Annotated in this window: 19 protein-coding genes and 2 pseudogenes; 6 read left to right on the top strand and 15 right to left on the bottom strand. The window is 38.7% G+C overall.

Translation table 11 applies throughout. The annotated features are described in order from the left end of the window. Window positions 1-47 precede the first annotated feature (47 nt). Window positions 48-341 carry a DUF3270 domain-containing protein gene (locus ABKA15_RS03400; protein ID WP_003027603.1) on the top strand — a complete coding sequence of 98 codons (294 nt, stop codon included), beginning with the start codon at window positions 48-50 and terminating at the stop codon, window positions 339-341. 97 nt (window positions 342-438) lie between these two features. Here ABKA15_RS03400 and ABKA15_RS03395 read toward each other — a convergent pair whose 3' ends face one another. The 12 genes and pseudogenes from ABKA15_RS03395 to ABKA15_RS03340 all read right to left on the bottom strand — a co-directional run. Continuing rightward, complete coding sequence (locus ABKA15_RS03395) at window positions 439-906, bottom strand: YtxH domain-containing protein (protein ID WP_049513455.1); 468 nt, start codon at window positions 904-906, stop codon at window positions 439-441. Window positions 907-921: 15 nt separating this feature from the next. Further along, window positions 922-1,305, bottom strand: a complete 384-nt coding sequence (locus tag ABKA15_RS03390) for a DUF948 domain-containing protein (RefSeq protein WP_049513457.1) — start codon at window positions 1,303-1,305, stop codon at window positions 922-924. Window positions 1,306-1,323: 18 nt separating this feature from the next. Then, on the bottom strand, window positions 1,324-2,097 hold the full coding sequence (lgt, locus tag ABKA15_RS03385) for a prolipoprotein diacylglyceryl transferase (protein ID WP_049513459.1): 774 nt from the start codon (window positions 2,095-2,097) through the stop codon (window positions 1,324-1,326). Next, window positions 2,090-3,022, bottom strand: a complete 933-nt coding sequence (gene hprK, locus ABKA15_RS03380; RefSeq protein ID WP_049513461.1) for an HPr(Ser) kinase/phosphatase — start codon at window positions 3,020-3,022, stop codon at window positions 2,090-2,092. Before hprK ends, lgt begins: the two co-directional genes overlap by 8 nt. A gap of 115 nt (window positions 3,023-3,137) precedes the next feature. Next, on the bottom strand, window positions 3,138-3,656 hold the full coding sequence (locus ABKA15_RS03375) for an NUDIX domain-containing protein (protein ID WP_049513462.1): 519 nt from the start codon (window positions 3,654-3,656) through the stop codon (window positions 3,138-3,140). Between the two features lie 50 nt (window positions 3,657-3,706). After that, window positions 3,707-3,979, bottom strand: coding sequence for a PspC domain-containing protein (locus tag ABKA15_RS03370; protein ID WP_049513502.1), 273 nt, complete (start codon window positions 3,977-3,979; stop codon window positions 3,707-3,709). A gap of 104 nt (window positions 3,980-4,083) precedes the next feature. Continuing rightward, complete coding sequence (locus tag ABKA15_RS03365; RefSeq protein ID WP_049513464.1) at window positions 4,084-4,533, bottom strand: SprT family protein; 450 nt, start codon at window positions 4,531-4,533, stop codon at window positions 4,084-4,086. Beyond that, window positions 4,520-6,649, bottom strand: a complete 2,130-nt coding sequence (locus ABKA15_RS03360; RefSeq protein WP_049513466.1) for a Tex family protein — start codon at window positions 6,647-6,649, stop codon at window positions 4,520-4,522. Before ABKA15_RS03360 ends, ABKA15_RS03365 begins: the two co-directional genes overlap by 14 nt. Before the next feature lie 168 nt (window positions 6,650-6,817). Continuing rightward, a pseudogene (locus ABKA15_RS03355) lies at window positions 6,818-6,994 on the bottom strand (DpnII family type II restriction endonuclease); the annotation flags it as partial. 10 nt (window positions 6,995-7,004) lie between these two features. Further along, window positions 7,005-7,439, bottom strand: coding sequence for a DpnD/PcfM family protein (locus tag ABKA15_RS03350; protein ID WP_049513468.1), 435 nt, complete (start codon window positions 7,437-7,439; stop codon window positions 7,005-7,007). Between the two features lie 2 nt (window positions 7,440-7,441). Then, window positions 7,442-8,212, bottom strand: coding sequence for a DpnI domain-containing protein (locus ABKA15_RS03345; protein WP_049513470.1), 771 nt, complete (start codon window positions 8,210-8,212; stop codon window positions 7,442-7,444). A gap of 73 nt (window positions 8,213-8,285) precedes the next feature. Further along, a pseudogene (locus ABKA15_RS03340) lies at window positions 8,286-8,426 on the bottom strand (DNA adenine methylase); the annotation flags it as partial. Between the two features lie 142 nt (window positions 8,427-8,568). Between ABKA15_RS03340 and ABKA15_RS03335 the strand changes: the two are divergent. The 5 genes from ABKA15_RS03335 to zwf all read left to right on the top strand — a co-directional run bounded on the left by ABKA15_RS03335 (window position 8,569) and on the right by zwf (window position 13,437). Further along, window positions 8,569-8,709, top strand: a complete 141-nt coding sequence (locus ABKA15_RS03335) for an SPJ_0845 family protein (RefSeq protein ID WP_003027644.1) — start codon at window positions 8,569-8,571, stop codon at window positions 8,707-8,709. Beyond that, window positions 8,706-9,611 carry a permease gene (locus tag ABKA15_RS03330; protein WP_049513474.1) on the top strand — a complete coding sequence of 302 codons (906 nt, stop codon included), beginning with the start codon at window positions 8,706-8,708 and terminating at the stop codon, window positions 9,609-9,611. Before ABKA15_RS03335 ends, ABKA15_RS03330 begins: the two co-directional genes overlap by 4 nt. Then, window positions 9,608-10,423, top strand: coding sequence for a TIGR03943 family protein (locus ABKA15_RS03325; RefSeq protein WP_186832657.1), 816 nt, complete (start codon window positions 9,608-9,610; stop codon window positions 10,421-10,423). The genes ABKA15_RS03330 and ABKA15_RS03325 overlap by 4 nt, the downstream gene beginning before the upstream one ends. Window positions 10,424-10,537: 114 nt before the next feature. Next, window positions 10,538-11,902, top strand: coding sequence for an MFS transporter (locus ABKA15_RS03320; protein WP_106388381.1), 1,365 nt, complete (start codon window positions 10,538-10,540; stop codon window positions 11,900-11,902). 47 nt (window positions 11,903-11,949) lie between these two features. After that, window positions 11,950-13,437 (top strand): glucose-6-phosphate dehydrogenase, encoded by a 1,488-nt coding sequence (gene zwf / locus ABKA15_RS03315; protein WP_049513478.1) that lies wholly within the window; start codon window positions 11,950-11,952, stop codon window positions 13,435-13,437. 51 nt (window positions 13,438-13,488) lie between these two features. Here the strand turns inward: zwf and ftsY are convergent, their stop codons facing one another. The 3 genes from ftsY to ABKA15_RS03300 are packed head-to-tail and all read right to left on the bottom strand — an operon-like array spanning window position 13,489 to window position 16,580. Beyond that, window positions 13,489-14,961, bottom strand: coding sequence for a signal recognition particle-docking protein FtsY (gene ftsY, locus ABKA15_RS03310; protein WP_049513480.1), 1,473 nt, complete (start codon window positions 14,959-14,961; stop codon window positions 13,489-13,491). A gap of 12 nt (window positions 14,962-14,973) precedes the next feature. Beyond that, window positions 14,974-15,786: a Cof-type HAD-IIB family hydrolase gene (locus tag ABKA15_RS03305; protein ID WP_350015381.1), complete on the bottom strand. Its 813-nt coding sequence runs from the start codon at window positions 15,784-15,786 to the stop codon at window positions 14,974-14,976. After that, window positions 15,786-16,580, bottom strand: a complete 795-nt coding sequence (locus tag ABKA15_RS03300; protein ID WP_049513483.1) for an HAD family hydrolase — start codon at window positions 16,578-16,580, stop codon at window positions 15,786-15,788. Before ABKA15_RS03300 ends, ABKA15_RS03305 begins: the two co-directional genes overlap by 1 nt. Window position 16,581 lies beyond the last annotated feature (1 nt).

Here is a 16,581-nt window from a genome sequence, read left to right as displayed (position 1 = left end):
TAATTAAAATCATGATAAAATAAGAGAGTACTGTAAGGAGAGAGAACATGACCGCAAGAAAATATCAGTCCTATCAAGAGGACTACACCTATCCAGAATTAGAACAAGAACAATATCCCCTTTATCAAGATTACATTCCTGAAGCAAAAACGAATCCAAACCTGAAAGAATTACTATTTTTCGTGAATATTGCTACATTTTGTATCTTGACAGCTTTGTTTAGCTTTTTATTCTTGTCTATTAAAGTAAACACTTTCTTAGCTTTTGCTTTAGCAATTGGTGTTAGTTTAGTCTGCATTAAAATGCAGCAAGCATTTATTCGTCGGAAAAGAAATAAATAGTTTTGAAATTAAAGTGCCTATTTGCAAGGCACTGTTTTTGTTGTGATTCGTTGTGATGTAAAATCGATTTAGTTAAAAAGTTAAAAACATTGAGGTGCTAGTCCTCAATGTTTTTGTCTTCATTTTCCGATTCTTGGTTTTCTGTCAAATCAATGACAATATCCTCCGATGTGGTTTCTTTATCAACTGGTTCTTGCTCAGTTTTTTTGAAATCTTCTGGAGAGATACCTTCTGGTGTCATTTTTTCTTTCCATTCTTGCATTTTCTCTTGTGAAAAGTCAACTACTTGTTTCGTTGCTTCTTTCACAGAGTCAAGAACAGTTTCGCCTGTGATTTCTCCGCTTTCAACCTTTTCTTTGGCTTGGTTGACTACTTCTACAGCTTGGTTAGAGAATTGATTGGCTTTTTGTACTACTTGATCTTTAAAATCATCTGGATTTTCTTTGACGTCATTCATAAAATCAGAAACCTTAGCAGTCACTTCTTTTCCTTTTTTGCTAGTAAGAAATACAGCTACAGCCGCTCCAGAGATTGTTCCTAAAAGGATTGATGAAAATTTACCCATAATAAGCCTTCTTTCTTATTTTTTAAATAGTTTTGTAATCATGCGCAAAGCTGATAAGGTTGCACCAGCTTTGACACTATTCTTTCCTGCTGTAGCGGCTTTTTTACTCAAATGACGAGCAGAATCATTCAAATCCGAAACGGACTCAGATAAATCTGCAACTGCAGTGAAAAGCGGGTCAATGGTTGTCATTTTTCCGTTAATATCATCTGCTAAAACATTCACTTTCGTTAACAATTCATTGGTTTGATAGAGTGTCACATTAGCATCTGTCGTCAACACCTGAATTGTTTTTTCTGTTTCGTCAACGACATTTGAGATTTTCCTAACCAAAAAAATCGTATAAACAATCAAGGCAACCAAAGCGAGGGCAACTAAACTATAAGCAATCTCAAGCATTTTTCTTCTCCTAACTTTTTAATAATAAGGGGTATCTTTTTTTCTGCGTTGGTAAATGACGAGAATGATTCCGGCAACCACTAGAACAGCGGACAACCATTGTGACACACGCAAGCCAGCAAACATGAGACTGTCTGTCCGCATCCCTTCAATGACCATGCGCCCCATTCCGTACCAAATCAGATAAAACCCTGTAATTTCACCACGTTTGAGGAAGTTTTCCTTTCTTCGTACAATCATCACCAGAGCAAATCCAAGCAAATTCCAAACCGACTCATAAAGGAAAGTTGGTTGTCGATAATGACCATCAATGTACATTTGATTGCGAATAAAACTTGGTAAGTAATTTAAACTTTTTACGACCGCTCCATAAGCCTCTTGGTTGAAGAAATTTCCCCAACGTCCAAGACTTTGGGCAATCATTACACCCGGAACCGCAATATCTAAAAAGTCTAGCGTATTGATAAGCTTTCTCTGTGAGAAAAAATACAAGACAATCGCTCCGGTGATTAAACCGCCATAGATAGCAATTCCTCCGTGCCAAATGGCAAAAATCTCACCAGGATTTTTAGCATAATAGCCCCAATCAAAAATAACATAATAAATGCGAGCTCCAACGATTGCCAAAGGAAACGCAATGAGGATAAAATCAAGAATATCATCTGGAATGATTTTCTTCCGCGGCGCTTCACGCATAGCCAGATAAACAGCTAAAACTAAACCTGTTACAATACAAATCGCATACCAACGAATACTAAAAGGCCCTATCTTAAATGCAATTGGATTAATCATGAGCCACCTCATTTTTACTAATAAGATTGGTTAAACGTTCCTCAAAAGTCTTCGTTGCATCAAACCCCATTTCTTTTGCACGGTAATTCATTGCTGCTGCTTCAATCACTACCGAAATATTGCGGCCCGTTTTCACAGGAATGCGAATCCTTGGAATAGCCACACCTGATACTTCAAACTCTTCACCATTATTTCCTAAACGGTCAAATGTTTTATTGACATCATAATTTTCCAAATAAACGGCAATCTGCACTTGTGATGAATCTTTGACAGCACTAGCTCCATAAAGACTCATGACATCGATAATTCCGACACCGCGAATCTCAAGCAAATGGCGCAAAATTTCAGCTGGCTCGCCCCAAAGAGTCATTTCATCTTTTGCATAGATATCCACGCGGTCATCTGCAACTAAACGATGCCCTCGCTTCACCAATTCCAAACCAGTTTCACTTTTCCCGATTCCACTATCTCCTTGAATCAAAACACCCATGCCATAAATATCCATTAGAACGCCATGAATACTGGTTCGTTCAGCCAAACGTGAATCTAGATAGCTAGAAATTTCACCTGACAAACGACTTGTCGGTGTATGACTGCTGAGAACAACAATTTCATTTTCCTTTGCAGCCTTTAACATCTCATCGGGAATTTTCAAATCACGCGCCACAATCATAACAGTGTCTCGTTCAAACATTTTCCGTAAAACCTGATAGCGATTATGTGACGTCATCTTCATCAAGTAAGACCATTCTTTCATGCCCATTAGCTGGATACGCTCTGGTGTGTAATAGTCAAAATAACCTGTCATTTCAAGTCCTGGACGGGAAATATCAGAGGTCGTAATTTCTCTTTCCAACATTTTCTCGTCGCCATAAACCACATTCAATCTGACCTTTTTTAATAGATCTTTGATCTTTACAGTCATATTCTTCCCCTTTGATAGTTTCTTTTTCTATTATAGCAAATTTTCAGATTAAAGGAGAGTTTCATCCTTGATTTTAAAGAAAATGGATGCAAGCATATATAATACATAGCATTTATTACTTCTCTGACTGGAGCATTTTTTCTACAATTTGTTTTTGATCTTGAAATAAAGGATAACGATTCATAAAATATCGGAGTTCACTAGGTTTCAACCAAATGTGATTATCCGTTTCACCTTCTTGATATTTCACATCTTTCTCTGTGACGATTGCCTTATAAAAATCAAAATGGCAGTGATCTTTAGGTGAAGTCGTCTGCTCAATCAGTTGTATTTCTCTAGGAATCAGCCCAGTTTCTTCCTGTAATTCACGATAGGCTGCGGTCATGCTATCTTCACCAGCCAACACACTTCCTCCTGCACCAAACTCATAATAATTAGGATGAATTTCTTTTTTGGGACTACGATGCATCAGGAGAAATTCCCCATCTATATGACGAACGAAGACATTGACACAAAGATGGTACTTTCCTTCTGGAATCTCTTCTCCTCTGAGCAATTTATATCCAACTTTTTCCCGATACTCATCGTAAGCATCCCAATATTCCATTTCTTCTCCTAAAATAAAGAAGTCCATTGTCCGAACTCCTTTCTAGCATATATAACCAAGCGCTTACTCCATCACACTCACCAAAACCAGCCGTCATCTTCTTTGATTGCTTCTGCTTCTTTACGCTTACGAGGTCCTGTTCCATACATTTCTTCTTCTACATCTTCCTTGTAAGGTATTACAGCAGCTAAAATGATGTAAACGATAATACCTAATCCGAAATTAAAGACAGTAAATAAAACGAATAGAAAGCGAACAAGCCCTACATCTAGACCAAATTTATCAGATAAACCTGCTAACACTCCCGATACAGCTCTATTTCGACGTAATTTATAAAATGTTGTTTTCATAATCAGTAAGCCTCTTTCATTGATACTGAATCCAGTGTAGCACATTTCATTCATCATGCCATCCGTCCTTAGGCGGATTTCTGATTGTTTCGTCAAAATAATCATTAAGACTGCAACTGTCTGACAAAAATGAGTTTCCCTTGGCAACGTCCGCAGCAATACCGCTCAGTATTGATTCGTCTTTTTCTATGATATTGTGCACGACAATGCAAGCATTGATAAACAAGCATTTTTGAAGTTGATTGGCTTGATAAAGTAGGGGCATAGCGCAAACCGTCCACTGCTTTCAATAATTGCTTGAAATCTAGATCCTTATGCCGATAGCCCTTCTTTTCAAAGTAAAGATGATAGTGACACAGCTCATGCCGCACAATTTTTTGGAAGGTTTCTAAGCCAAACTGTTCATAGATTTTAGGATTAAAATCAAGATGACCATCCTTTGGAAAAAAGCGTCCACCTGTTGAACGAAGACGCTTATTCCAAGAAGCCGTATGTCGAAATTCTTTGTCAAAGTCTTCCAATGAGACTTGTCTGACATAGTTAGTTAGATTCACGCGGTGCCACCAAGGAAAGATTGACCTTTTCTCTTTCTATATCCAATTTGTCTACCCACACGGTTACCAAGTCACCAACAGAAACTACTTGACTCGGATGTTTGACATAGCTGTTACTGAGCTTAGAAATATGAATCAAGCCGTCCTCATGAATGCCAATATCCACAAAAGCACCAAAATCAACGACATTGCGAACAACGCCTTCTAACTTTTGCCCAATTTGTAAGTCCTTTATATCAAGGACATCTTGACGCAGAACCGGTGCATCAAATGAATCACGCATATCACGACCTGGCTTGAGCAAGTCTGCAATGATATCCTTAAGAGTAGCTTCTCCCAAGTCCAAATCTACAGCAACTTTTTTGACATCTAAAGACTGCAATTTTCCCTGAGCGGCTTGATCCAAGTCCGTAATTGCAAGCATTTGGAACAATTTCTCAACAGCTGGATAACTCTCTGGGTGAACACCTGTATTATCCAAAACATTATCACTTTCGGGAATCCGTAGGAACCCTGCCGCCTGTTCAAATGCTTTAGCACCCAGACGAGGAACTTTTTTAATGGCATCGCGCGAGCGAATCATGCCTTCTTCTTCACGATATTTGACAATATTTTCAGAAATAGTTTTGTTTAACCCTGCCACATGCGATAGAAGAGATGGACTTGCGGTATTGATATTAACGCCGACTTGGTTAACAACGGTATCTACGACGAAATCCAAGCTTTCAGATAATTTCTTCTGGCTAACATCATGTTGGTATTGACCGACACCGATTGATTTCGGATCAATTTTAACCAACTCTGCAAGCGGATCCTGCAAACGCCGAGCAATCGAGATAGCCGAACGTTTTTCGACCGTCAAGTCTGGAAATTCGTGTCGCGCCAACTCGCTAGCAGAATAAACAGACGCGCCACTTTCATTGACAATAACATAGCTGACGTTTGGATGAGTCTTTAGCACTTCCGCAACAAACGCTTCGCTTTCGCGGCTAGCCGTCCCATTTCCAATAGCAATGATTTCAACACCAAATTGGTCAATCAAGTCTGACAAATCTTGCTTAGAAGCTTCAATTTGTGCTGCTTTTGCCGGTGGTACAGGATAGATGACCTGCGTTGTCAGCATTTTCCCAGTCGCATCTACGACTGCTAATTTTGCTCCTGTCCGAAAAGCTGGGTCAAATCCTAGTACCACGCGTCCTTTGAGCGGTGCAATCAAGAGCAGATTTCGCAGATTATCTGAAAAAAGCTGAATCGCTCCGTCTTCTGCAGTCTCGGTCAATTCTGCCCTAATCCGACGTTCCATAGCTGGAATGATTTTCTTTTTCACTGCTTGCTGGATTGCTTCATGAATGTAGTCATTTTTGAGCTTAAAGCGCACTTCAAAAAATCGGATAATTTTATCTACATTGTGCTCAAAGCCAACTTTGAGCACACCTAACTTTTCACCACGATTCAGCGCTAAGGTGCGATACCCCTGCATATCCGCGATTTTTTCGGAAAAGTCATAATAGATTTGGAATACTTGCTTTTCATCCAAATCGGCGTCTTTCAAAGTTGAAATAATGCTTGAATTTGTCAGCATTTCATGATAGGTCCAAGCACGCAGCTGCACATCTTCTGAAATGGCTTCCACTAAAATATCTACAGCTCCAGCTAGAGCTACTTCTGCTGTCGGAAATGTTTCGCTAGTTAAGGCAGTTGCTTCCTCTTGAAGATTGGCAGCATTTTGTAATATGAGTCTAGCCAAAGGAAAAAGTCCTGCTTCACGTGCAATCGTGGCTTTTGTCCGACGCTTTTCTTTATAAGGAAGATAGAGTTCCTCCACATCAGCTAATTTTTCAGCTGCTTCAATAGCTGCACGTAGTTTTTCCGTCAGTTTTCCTTGCTCTTCAATCTTCGCGAGCACCGTTGCCTTGCGCTCTCTGAGGTTCGTCAGACTTTTATCCAGATCAAGAATAGCCTTAATCTCTACCTCATCCAAATTCCCTGTCATTTCTTTCCGATAACGAGCGATAAATGGGATTGTGTTACCTTCTGCTGTCAGTTCCAATACTTTTTCAATTTGCTTCTGACTAATCTTTAAACTTTGCGATAGTTCGATAATATTTGTTTCCATAAAGAATATTATACCATACCTTATCCAGCAGTCCAAATACAATTGTCTCTCTGGCTACTTTCTTCTTTCGCCATTATTTTATTCATTTGATGAATTGCAAGAATAAGTGCAATTTATCATTCTAAAAACACTGATAAAGATGAATTATTCCTCAGATTATGTACTCAATCATTGTAACAACTCAGTTAAATACCCTCGCTTCATCATCTCCAGATTAAATACATTTGGAATATGAGCAAAAGCTTCCGCAAGAGGTAAGTGTGCCGTTTTCCAGCCCTGTCCATCTGTTACCCAGACAAAGTTCACATCATCTGTTGAACTTTCAACAAACTGGCTTAGTTCTGTGAGGCTCCAGCTAATTTGTACGATTACTCAATAATTCTTGTATAAGTAATAAACGGTGTTCAATAGAGTCCAACCATTCTGGATGATAATCATATTCAAATAAATCTTGATCAAAAAATTCTAGGTTTTCACTCATCCATCGGATACAATCGGGATCCGACAAAGTATAAATCATAGCGGAGAGAGATTCGGCATCTTTTTCATTCTCCCAATCAGGCCAAAATAATTTTACAAATTCATATACTTCAGGTGGTGCTACTTTATCCTTTGGACTATTTACGTTTACCATATCTAAAGGTACATACTCTGTTGATAGATAATCATTGATATCTAGGATAATTTCTTCATTTCGATACAATTGATCAACTTGATTTATCCCCTCTTCAACGGTTGAAGCGTCAATTGTTACAATTTTTGACAAAGTTTCTATTATCTCAATATTCATCCTTACCTATCCAACTTTCTATACTGACCTCGTCCAATAAATTCAATGATATTTTTATCTCTCAGCACTTGTAACTGCTGCCTAATTTTGTCTTTAACAAAGTGATTATTTGGATATTGTTCCTGCAACTCTTTTTCAAATGCATATACATCACTCAAAGTAAAGTTTTTCTTCGGGATTCTATCAATACAATTCAGAATATCTAATGTCCACCCTCTTGCATCTTTCGTCTTATTTCGTAAAAAAAGTGTTTTTTGAAAATTTTCTTGTACTTGTCTCTGTTTTGCAATCTGTCCATCTCTGACTAAAAATATTTTTCCAATCTCTGGAACGTGCGAAATATCAATATTGCAGCCTATCCAACCTGCTCTTTGAGCGCTGGATGACAAGGGTTTTCTTTTAATAATAATTTTAGGTGTAAAAAAATGTTTCGGAATTAAAATAAAATTTATTACCGTCATTTCTTTAGAATAGTTCAGAAAGAAAAAGTTAGGGTTATTCTCACTTTTCAGACGACGAATCATCGTATCATAAGCACCGTCGTTAATAATTGTGGAAAAATTAGTTTGCTTACTTTTCAGCTCAAATTCTTCTCTACAATTAGCACAAAAGAAATCTGCAACAGGACGATTATTTTCAAAATGTGATAAGTAAATCTGCCCACAATTGGGACAATAAGCATTTTCCGCAACCCATGATTCTGTTATCACCCTTACGATTTGAGACTTACTCTTGTAACTCTCTGCAAGATGAGTGGGTAACTCTAGTTTCATATATAGTTCCTCTGTATTTTCATTTATGCATCAAATCTTCGTAATTCGCTAAAATTCTTTTTGACGAAGGAGTTACAAAAGGCTCAAAATAACACTTATACTTCTCAGGCATATAGCTCCTCAATACACTTAAAAGTTGCCGCTTTCCGCCCGTCCATTTGGTAAATGGTTGAAGATTATAGTATTTTAATTTTATATTATTATCTGGAGACATGATCCTTCCTTTGCACATATAGTCTATTTATTATACCACATTCATCTCCTTCTTTCACAAGCTAATCTTTATTCTGCTGACTTTATTTCACCATAATTTTCAAAATGATAGTATAATAGTTAAAAAGGAAAAGGAGGCTGTTATGGCTATTAAATTTACGCGTTCAGATGATTTGGACAAAATGTTTGAAGAATTTGCAACGTTACCTAAAATCGAAAAGGTAGAATTTCCTGATGAAAAAGAAAAAAAGACCAAAAAAGAGCAAAAGGCTAAAAAGTCATGAGCTTTTTTAATCAACTGCCACCTAGTGTGCTACAAGCTGGTGCGATTTTCCTCTCCATTATTATCGAAGCACTACCTTTTGTGCTGATTGGGAGCATTATTTCAGGTTTTATAGAGGTTTATATCACACCAGACAAAGTTTATCGCTATCTGCCTAAGAATAAATGGGGTAGGATTTTCTTTGGTACTTTTATTGGCTTCATTTTCCCTTCTTGCGAATGTGGAATTGTCCCTATTATCAATCGCTTTTTGGAAAAGAAAGTACCAAGTTACACAGCTGTTCCTTTTATGGTGACAGCACCTGTTATCAATCCTATCGTTCTTTTTGCGACCTATTCTGCCTTTGGGAATTCCTTTAAAATGGCTTTGCTCAGAGCCCTTGGCTCTATTGTTGTGGCAATCATCTTAGGAATTTTCTTTGGCTTTCTCAACACGGCAACTATTCAAAAAGAGAATCGAGTTATTCAGCATGAACACGACTTCTCTCATTTAAGTCAGCCAAAGAAAGTATTTCAAGTGTTTGTACAGTCTATTGACGAATTTTTTGATACAGGTCGTTACTTAGTCTTTGGTTGTCTCTTTGCCAGTCTAGTGCAAGTCTACGTGCCTACACGCATTCTGACTTCCATTAGTGCAACACCACTTATGGCTATTTTGCTATTGATGGTGCTTGCATTTCTTCTCTCACTTTGCAGTGAAGCAGACGCCTTTATCGGCAGTTCGCTCATTTCTAGTTTTGGCTTAGCGCCAGTCCTGGCTTTTCTCGTCATTGGACCAATGTTAGATGTGAAAAATATCCTCATGATGAAAAATTACCTCAAAGGACGATTCATCTGGCAATTCATTGGAATTGTTAGTTTAGTTGTTGTCATTTACTCTTGGCTTGTGGGGGTGGTGCTATGATTCGTTTTCTAATTTTAGCTGGTTACTTTGAAATCACCATGTATTTGCAACTTTCTGGCAAGCTCAATCAATACATCAACATGCATTTTTCTTATTTGGCATATATTTCCATGATACTTTCTTTTGTGCTAGCTATTGTGCAGCTCATCATCTGGATGAAAAAAATGAAAGTGCACAGCCATTTGACGAGTCGCTCAGCAAAATTTGCTAGTATTGCTTTTCTTGTTGTACCGCTGATTGTTGCTCTCTTCTTTCCAACGGTCAATTTGGACTCTACAACTGTTTCTGCTAAAGGTTACCATTTTCCACTAGCTGATGGTAGTTCAAAGAGCATTCAGGCTGATGAAGGCACTACCAATCAATATCTGAAACCTGATACCAGTACTTATTTCACTAAAAGTGCTTACGAGAAAGAAATGCGGGCAGCTGCAAAAAAATATCTGAAAAAAGACGTCATTTCCGTTACGACTGAAAATTATATGGAAATCATGGAAGTCCTCTATGATTATCCAGATGAATTTGCGGGAAAACGGCTAGAATTTACTGGGTTTGTCTATAATGACCCAAGCGATAAAAACAGCCAGTTTCTTTTCCGTTTCGGTATTATCCACTGTATCGCAGATTCGGGAGTTTATGGACTTCTGACAACTGGTAATACGGAGCATTTTGAAAATAATACCTGGATAAGAGCAAGTGGGAAAATTACGATTCACTATCATAAACAACTAGGACAAAGTTTGCCAACGCTTGAAGTGGATAGTTTCAAGAAAGTTGAGAAGCCTAGCAATCCTTATGTCTATCGTGTCTTTTAACCTACATTGAATAAACAAAAGAAGACCTTAGAAGTATTTCTCTAGGTCTCCTATTATGCTCTTTTGTGAGCAATTATGATAAAATAAGAAAAATTTATATTTTTAGGAGGTACTATGTCACATCAAAATCAACCTGTTTCAAGGAAAACCTTGCTATCTATTTTCGCCACTGCTCTAATTACTTTTGCTGGAATTCTTTCTGAAACCAGTATGAATGTCACTTTTCCACATCTTATGAAAGTTTTTCATACAGACCTTGGCACATTGCAATGGATTACGACAGGTTATCTGCTGGCTGTCGCCATCACAATTACACTCGGAGCTACGCTAGCACACAACTGGTCTGAACGGAGAATTCTCTTCACCAGCCTAGCTATTTTTACGTTAGGAAATGGTGTTGCAATGCTTGCGCCTAATTTTGCCTTACTCATGTTAGGACGCATTTTGCAAGGTTCAGCAACTGGAATTGCTACCCCCCTTATGTTTAATCTTATCGTAGAACGTATTCCGCGTAGCCAAATTGGTTTTTACATGGGATTGTCTGGACTTGTTATAAGCCTAGCTCCTGCGATTGGTCCCACCTATGGCGGCTTGATGATTGGTTCATTCGATTGGCACATGATTTACACATTCATCATGCCGGTTCCGATTATCTCCTTCATTTTAGGATTTTTCTTTTTAGAAAATACCCCCAATAGAAAGGAACGTCCCTTTGAATGGGTTTCTTTCTTGCTCCTTGCACTCGCACTTACTTTTTCTATTATGGCGATTTCTAGTTTAGAAGCAGGCAGCTTTAATTGGAGCTTTGTTATCATCTTTTTATTATCACTTATCCTTTTCATTTGGAGAAGTCTAACCGTTGAACATCCTTTTTTAGATATTCGTATTTTGAAAAATCCAGTTATTTTACTAGGGATTATTCCTTTCTTTCTCTACCAATTTTCAAATTTATCAGCCAATTTTCTGATTCCTAATTTCTTGGTTTTAGTGAAACACGAGGCTACTTCTGCTGCTGGCTTTGCACTGCTACCTGGAACAATGTTAGGAGCTTTTTCGGCACCTTTCTTGGGAAAATTATATGACACCAAGGGACCCAAATTTTCTCTATATGGTGGGAACCTCCTCTTTTTCTTAGCCGTTTCCGTTTTTGCATTCTTTACAAAAGCCTTAACATTACCGCTCATCATCCTTTTTTATATTTTCTTTACGATTGGGCGCAATCTGGCTTTCAACAACACGATGGCCTTATCTGTTTCACAAATTAGTCGTGAAAAGTCACCAGACGCCACTGCTCTCTTTCAAATGGCTCAAACATTTGCTGGAGCTTTAGGAACGGCGATTGCTGCTATCATGGTCAATCAAGCTCCTGATACTACAACAGGTGTACATCTTGTCTTTCTACTTTTATTCTTCCTTGTTATCCTTATTTTTTATCTTTTTTACTCTTTATTTCGAGCTATCAAAAATCAGAAATTTTAATCAATTTATGGTAAAATAAATAAAATATTAGAAAATGGGTGTTCAAAATGTCTTCAAAAGTGATTATTACAATTTTTGGTGCCAGTGGAGATTTGGCAAAAAGAAAACTCTATCCTTCTCTTTTTAGATTGTATAAATCTGGCAATCTGTCTAAGCATTTTGCCGTTATCGGTACAGCTCGCCGACCTTGGAGCAAGGAATATTTTGAATCTGTCGTGGTCGAGTCTATCACAGATCTCGCTGATAGCCCTGAGCAAGCGCAAGAATTTGCTAGCCATTTCTATTACCAAAGTCACGATGTCCAAGATACCGAGCATTATATTGAATTGAGAAAACTACAAAATCATCTCAATGAGCACTATCAAGCAGAACACAATAAACTTTTCTTCCTATCTATGGCTCCTCAGTTTTTTGGGACGATTGCTAAACACCTCAAATCAGAACAAATTGTGGACGGGAAGGGATTTGAACGCTTAATTGTAGAAAAACCTTTTGGCACAGACCTAGCTTCTGCTAGCAAACTGAACAATGATTTGTTGGCAACATTTGACGAAGAGCAGATTTTCCGGATTGACCATTATCTCGGCAAAGAAATGATTCAAAGTATTTTTGCTATTCGCTTTGCCAATCTTCTTTTTGAAAATGTCTGGAATTGCGATTATATTGACAATGTGCAGATTACCTTTGCTGAAAAGTTAGGTGTGGAGGAACGAGGCGGTTATTACGACCATTCAGGTGCACTGCGCGATATGGTGCAAAATCACACACTTCAACTCCTGTCTTTGCTTGCTATGGACAAACCCAAAACTTTTACCAAAGATGATATTCGTGCTGAAAAAATTAAGGTTTTCAAGCACTTGCATAAACCTACTGATAATGATCTGAAAAAACTCTTCATTCGTGGTCAATATACTTCTGGTAAAGTAGACGGGAAAAAGTATATTTCCTATCGCAGCGAACCAAATGTTGACCCAGAATCTACCACAGAAACCTTTGCTTCTGGTGCATTCTTTGTAGATAGTGACCGATTTCGCGGGGTGCCATTTTTCTTCCGTACTGGAAAACGTCTCACTGCCAAGGGAACCCATGTCAACATTGTCTTCAAGCAAATGGAATCCATTTTCGGCTCCTCGCTTCAACCAAATGTGCTGACGATTTACATTCAACCAACTGAAGGATTTTCTCTTAGCATGAATGGCAAAGAAGTGGGCGAGCAATTTAACTTAGCTCCATTGACACTTGATTATCGTACAGATGCAACAGCTTCTGGTGCGTCACCAGAACCTTATGAGAAGCTCATCTACGATGTGCTAAACAATGACTCAACCAATTTTAGCCACTGGGACGAAGTTCGCTCTAGTTGGGAATTGATTGACCGTATTGAAGCCTTATGGGCAAATAACGAAGTTCCACTTCATCATTACAAATCAGGCACTATGGGACCCGAAGCCAGCTTTGAGCTCCTTAACCAATTTGAAGCTGATTGGAACTGGCGTCCAGATGAAGCCTATCGCAAAGAAGGACGATTGGGGTAAAGTAAATATATACAAAAGACTTGCAATTCATTCATTTGCAAGTCTTTTTTCTTATACCAAGCCCTCTAAGAGCCCTTTCATAAAGTTTTCAGAGTTAAATACTCCAATATCGTCAATTTTTTCTCCGAATCCAATCAGTTTAACTGGAATATCCAGCTCTTGACGGATTGCAAGAACAACACCACCACGCGCTGTTCCATCAATTTTCGTCAAGACAATTCCTGTTACTGGCGTAATTTTTGAAAATTCCTTAGCTTGAACAAGGGCGTTTTGACCAGTTGATGCATCCAGTGCCAAGAACGTTTCATGTGGCGCAGCTGGATCTCCCCGTTTGATAATCCGTCCAATTTTTTCCAACTCTGCCATTAGATTATCTTTGTTTTGCAAGCGTCCGGCTGTATCAATCATGAGAATATCCACATTTTCAATCTTTGCACGCTCCATACCGTCATAAACAACGCTAGCTGGATCACTCTTTTCTGGACCTGTCACAACAGGAACATCTACTCGACGTCCCCATTCCACCAACTGAGCAACAGCTCCTGCACGGAAAGTATCTGCTGCAACTAACATGACTGTCTTGCCAGCCTGCTTATATTTATAAGCCAATTTCCCTATCGAAGTGGTTTTCCCAACTCCGTTTACACCAACAAAAAGCATGACTGTCAAACCGTCTTGTAAATTGATTTTTTCGTTAAATTGACCGTCTTTCTCATAGATGTCTACTAACTTTTCAATGATGACCCGACGAAGGACATCTGGCCTTTTGGCATTTTCAAGGCGAGCTTCTTGGCGTAATTCTTCAGTCAGACTGGAAGCAACTTGCACCCCAACGTCACTCGTAATCAAGAGTTCTTCTAACTCTTCAAAAAACTCCTCATCTACCGAGCGGAAATTTGCAAAGAAGGCATTAAGCCGCGCTCCAAATCCTGTCCGTGTCTTTTTAAGACTACGGTCATACTTTTCCTGAACCGTTTCTTCTTGAATAGATGAACTTGCTTCAACTGGTTCGCTAATAGTCTTCTCTGCCGTAGTTGACTCTACGTTCGCTTTGTTCAACTGCCTCATATTTTCTTGTTCTGCCTGCTGTCTTCTAGCTTCTGCTAAACGTGCCTGTAAATCTGTGGCAACTGGATGAGTCGTATGTTGCGAAAAGGCTGCTGTCTCGTCAGGTTGTGGAGTTCTCATTTCAGTCTGCAATGTATGATTTTCTGGAGCTTGCAAATCATTTTCAGCAAACTCTAGACTTGATCCTGTAGTAGCCGTTTCCGGCTCCATTTCTTCTACTTTTTCTTGAATGGTTTCAAGACGTGTCTCATCATTAGCAAGACGTTCTTTCAGCTCTGTTTGGAATGTTTGTTCATCTAGATTCTCAGATTGCGTATTCTCTACAGGAGCTGTTTCTACTTTTTCTAGATTCTTTCCTTGATCATCCTCTGATACTGTTTCTACAGCTTCTTCAGGAATATTTTCAACTGGTTTTTCTTCTTTTTGGCGACCAAAAAGGCGATCAAATAAACCCATTCAATTCCTCCTTTATTTCAGTGCATATTTTTCTATAGCCCAAGCAACAGCATCTTCGTCATTCGTCATCGGCGTCACCACATTGGCAACTTCTTTGACTGCTGCTACCGCATTTTGCATAGCTACACCAAGTCCTGCCCATTTTATCATAGACAGGTCATTTGCTTCATCTCCGCAAGTCATGACTTGACTTTGTTCAATTCCTAAATGAGCAATCAATTTTTCTAAGCCATTTGCTTTATGGACATTCTTCGGAGACCATTCTAACAGCATATCGCGCGACTTAAAAATTTCATATTTGTCAAATAAATCGGACGAAAGTTGAGCAATACCACGATCAAGCGGATCTGGTGCATAAGCTGTTACACATTTATTATAAGTCTGTTGGGTAGATAAGTCTGCAAATGAAACCGACTCAAATGTTAAAGCAGGATTGCAAGTTTGATAAAGCGATTCATGGTCTGACTGGATTTGGTAGACAGTTCCTTCGCAAATCGCATCTAGTGGCAAGCCTAACTTTTCTGTTTCCTCAAAAATACGAGCCACATCGTCATAAGCAAAGACTGTTTTATCAAGAATTTTACCTGTATTGCGTTGCACTAAACCACCATTAAAAGTAATGGTGTATTCGTCCTCTTGATTGGCTACACCTAGTTCGTTTAAGAAAAGCTCCATTGCCTTTAGAGGGCGACCGGTCGTCAAAACAATCTTGATTCCCTGCTCTTGAGCGGCTTTAAGCGCCGCTAAATTTCGAGCAGAAATTTTTTTCTCAGAAGTTAGTAAAGTCCCATCTAAATCTAAGGCAATTAATTTTATATCTGCCATTATAAGCCCTCCATATACGTCATAACTGAATGCGCCGCATGGTGTCCAATAACCTCTTTGGCTACTTCCAAAATCTCTGGGCGAGCATTTTCAGGGGCAATGGGATAACCTGCTACTTGCATCATGTGTAGATCATTCAAATTGTCACCAAATGTCATGACCTGATCCATCTCAAGATTTAATTTCTTCGCCAATTCGACAATGGCAACGCCCTTGTCCACATAGTCTAGGACAATATCAATTGACTTATAGCCTGTTGTCATAGCTTTGACACCAGGGACGTGTTCATTGACCCAGGCCTCACCTGCAGCTACTGTTTCTTCAGAAAAATTGGCTGTAAATTTGAAAATTTCATCTGTAATATCCTCCAAGCGAGCTACTTTTTGGATATTTTCATTATAATGCGCACTAAAAGCTAAATAAGCTGGATCAACTGTTTCCAAAACATAACAACCTTTTTTACCTGTTAGAAGCAATTCACTGGTATTGATGAAAGGAGATGTCTTCAATTTCTCAAAAGCTGACAGATAAAAATCTTTAGACATAGTTGCTTCGTAGAGATCTTCTCCGTGAAATTCTACCAGACTGCCATTTTCAGCAATAAAAATTATCTCATCTCGCACATCCTCAAATAGCTTTTCTAATGACAGCAAACCGCGTCCACTGGCGACTGCAAAATAGATGCCCTTTTCTTTAAAACGGAGCAACAACTGTTTCAATCGAACCATATCAAACTGCCCTTTGTCATCTAAAAAGGTGCCGTCCATATCTGTCGCAACTAATTTTATATTCATT

The organism is Streptococcus sp. KHUD_010 (assembly GCF_040207525.1).
Taxonomy (GTDB): Bacteria; Bacillota; Bacilli; order Lactobacillales; family Streptococcaceae; genus Streptococcus; species Streptococcus hominis.
This window is presented reverse-complemented; position numbering and strand designations above follow the sequence as displayed.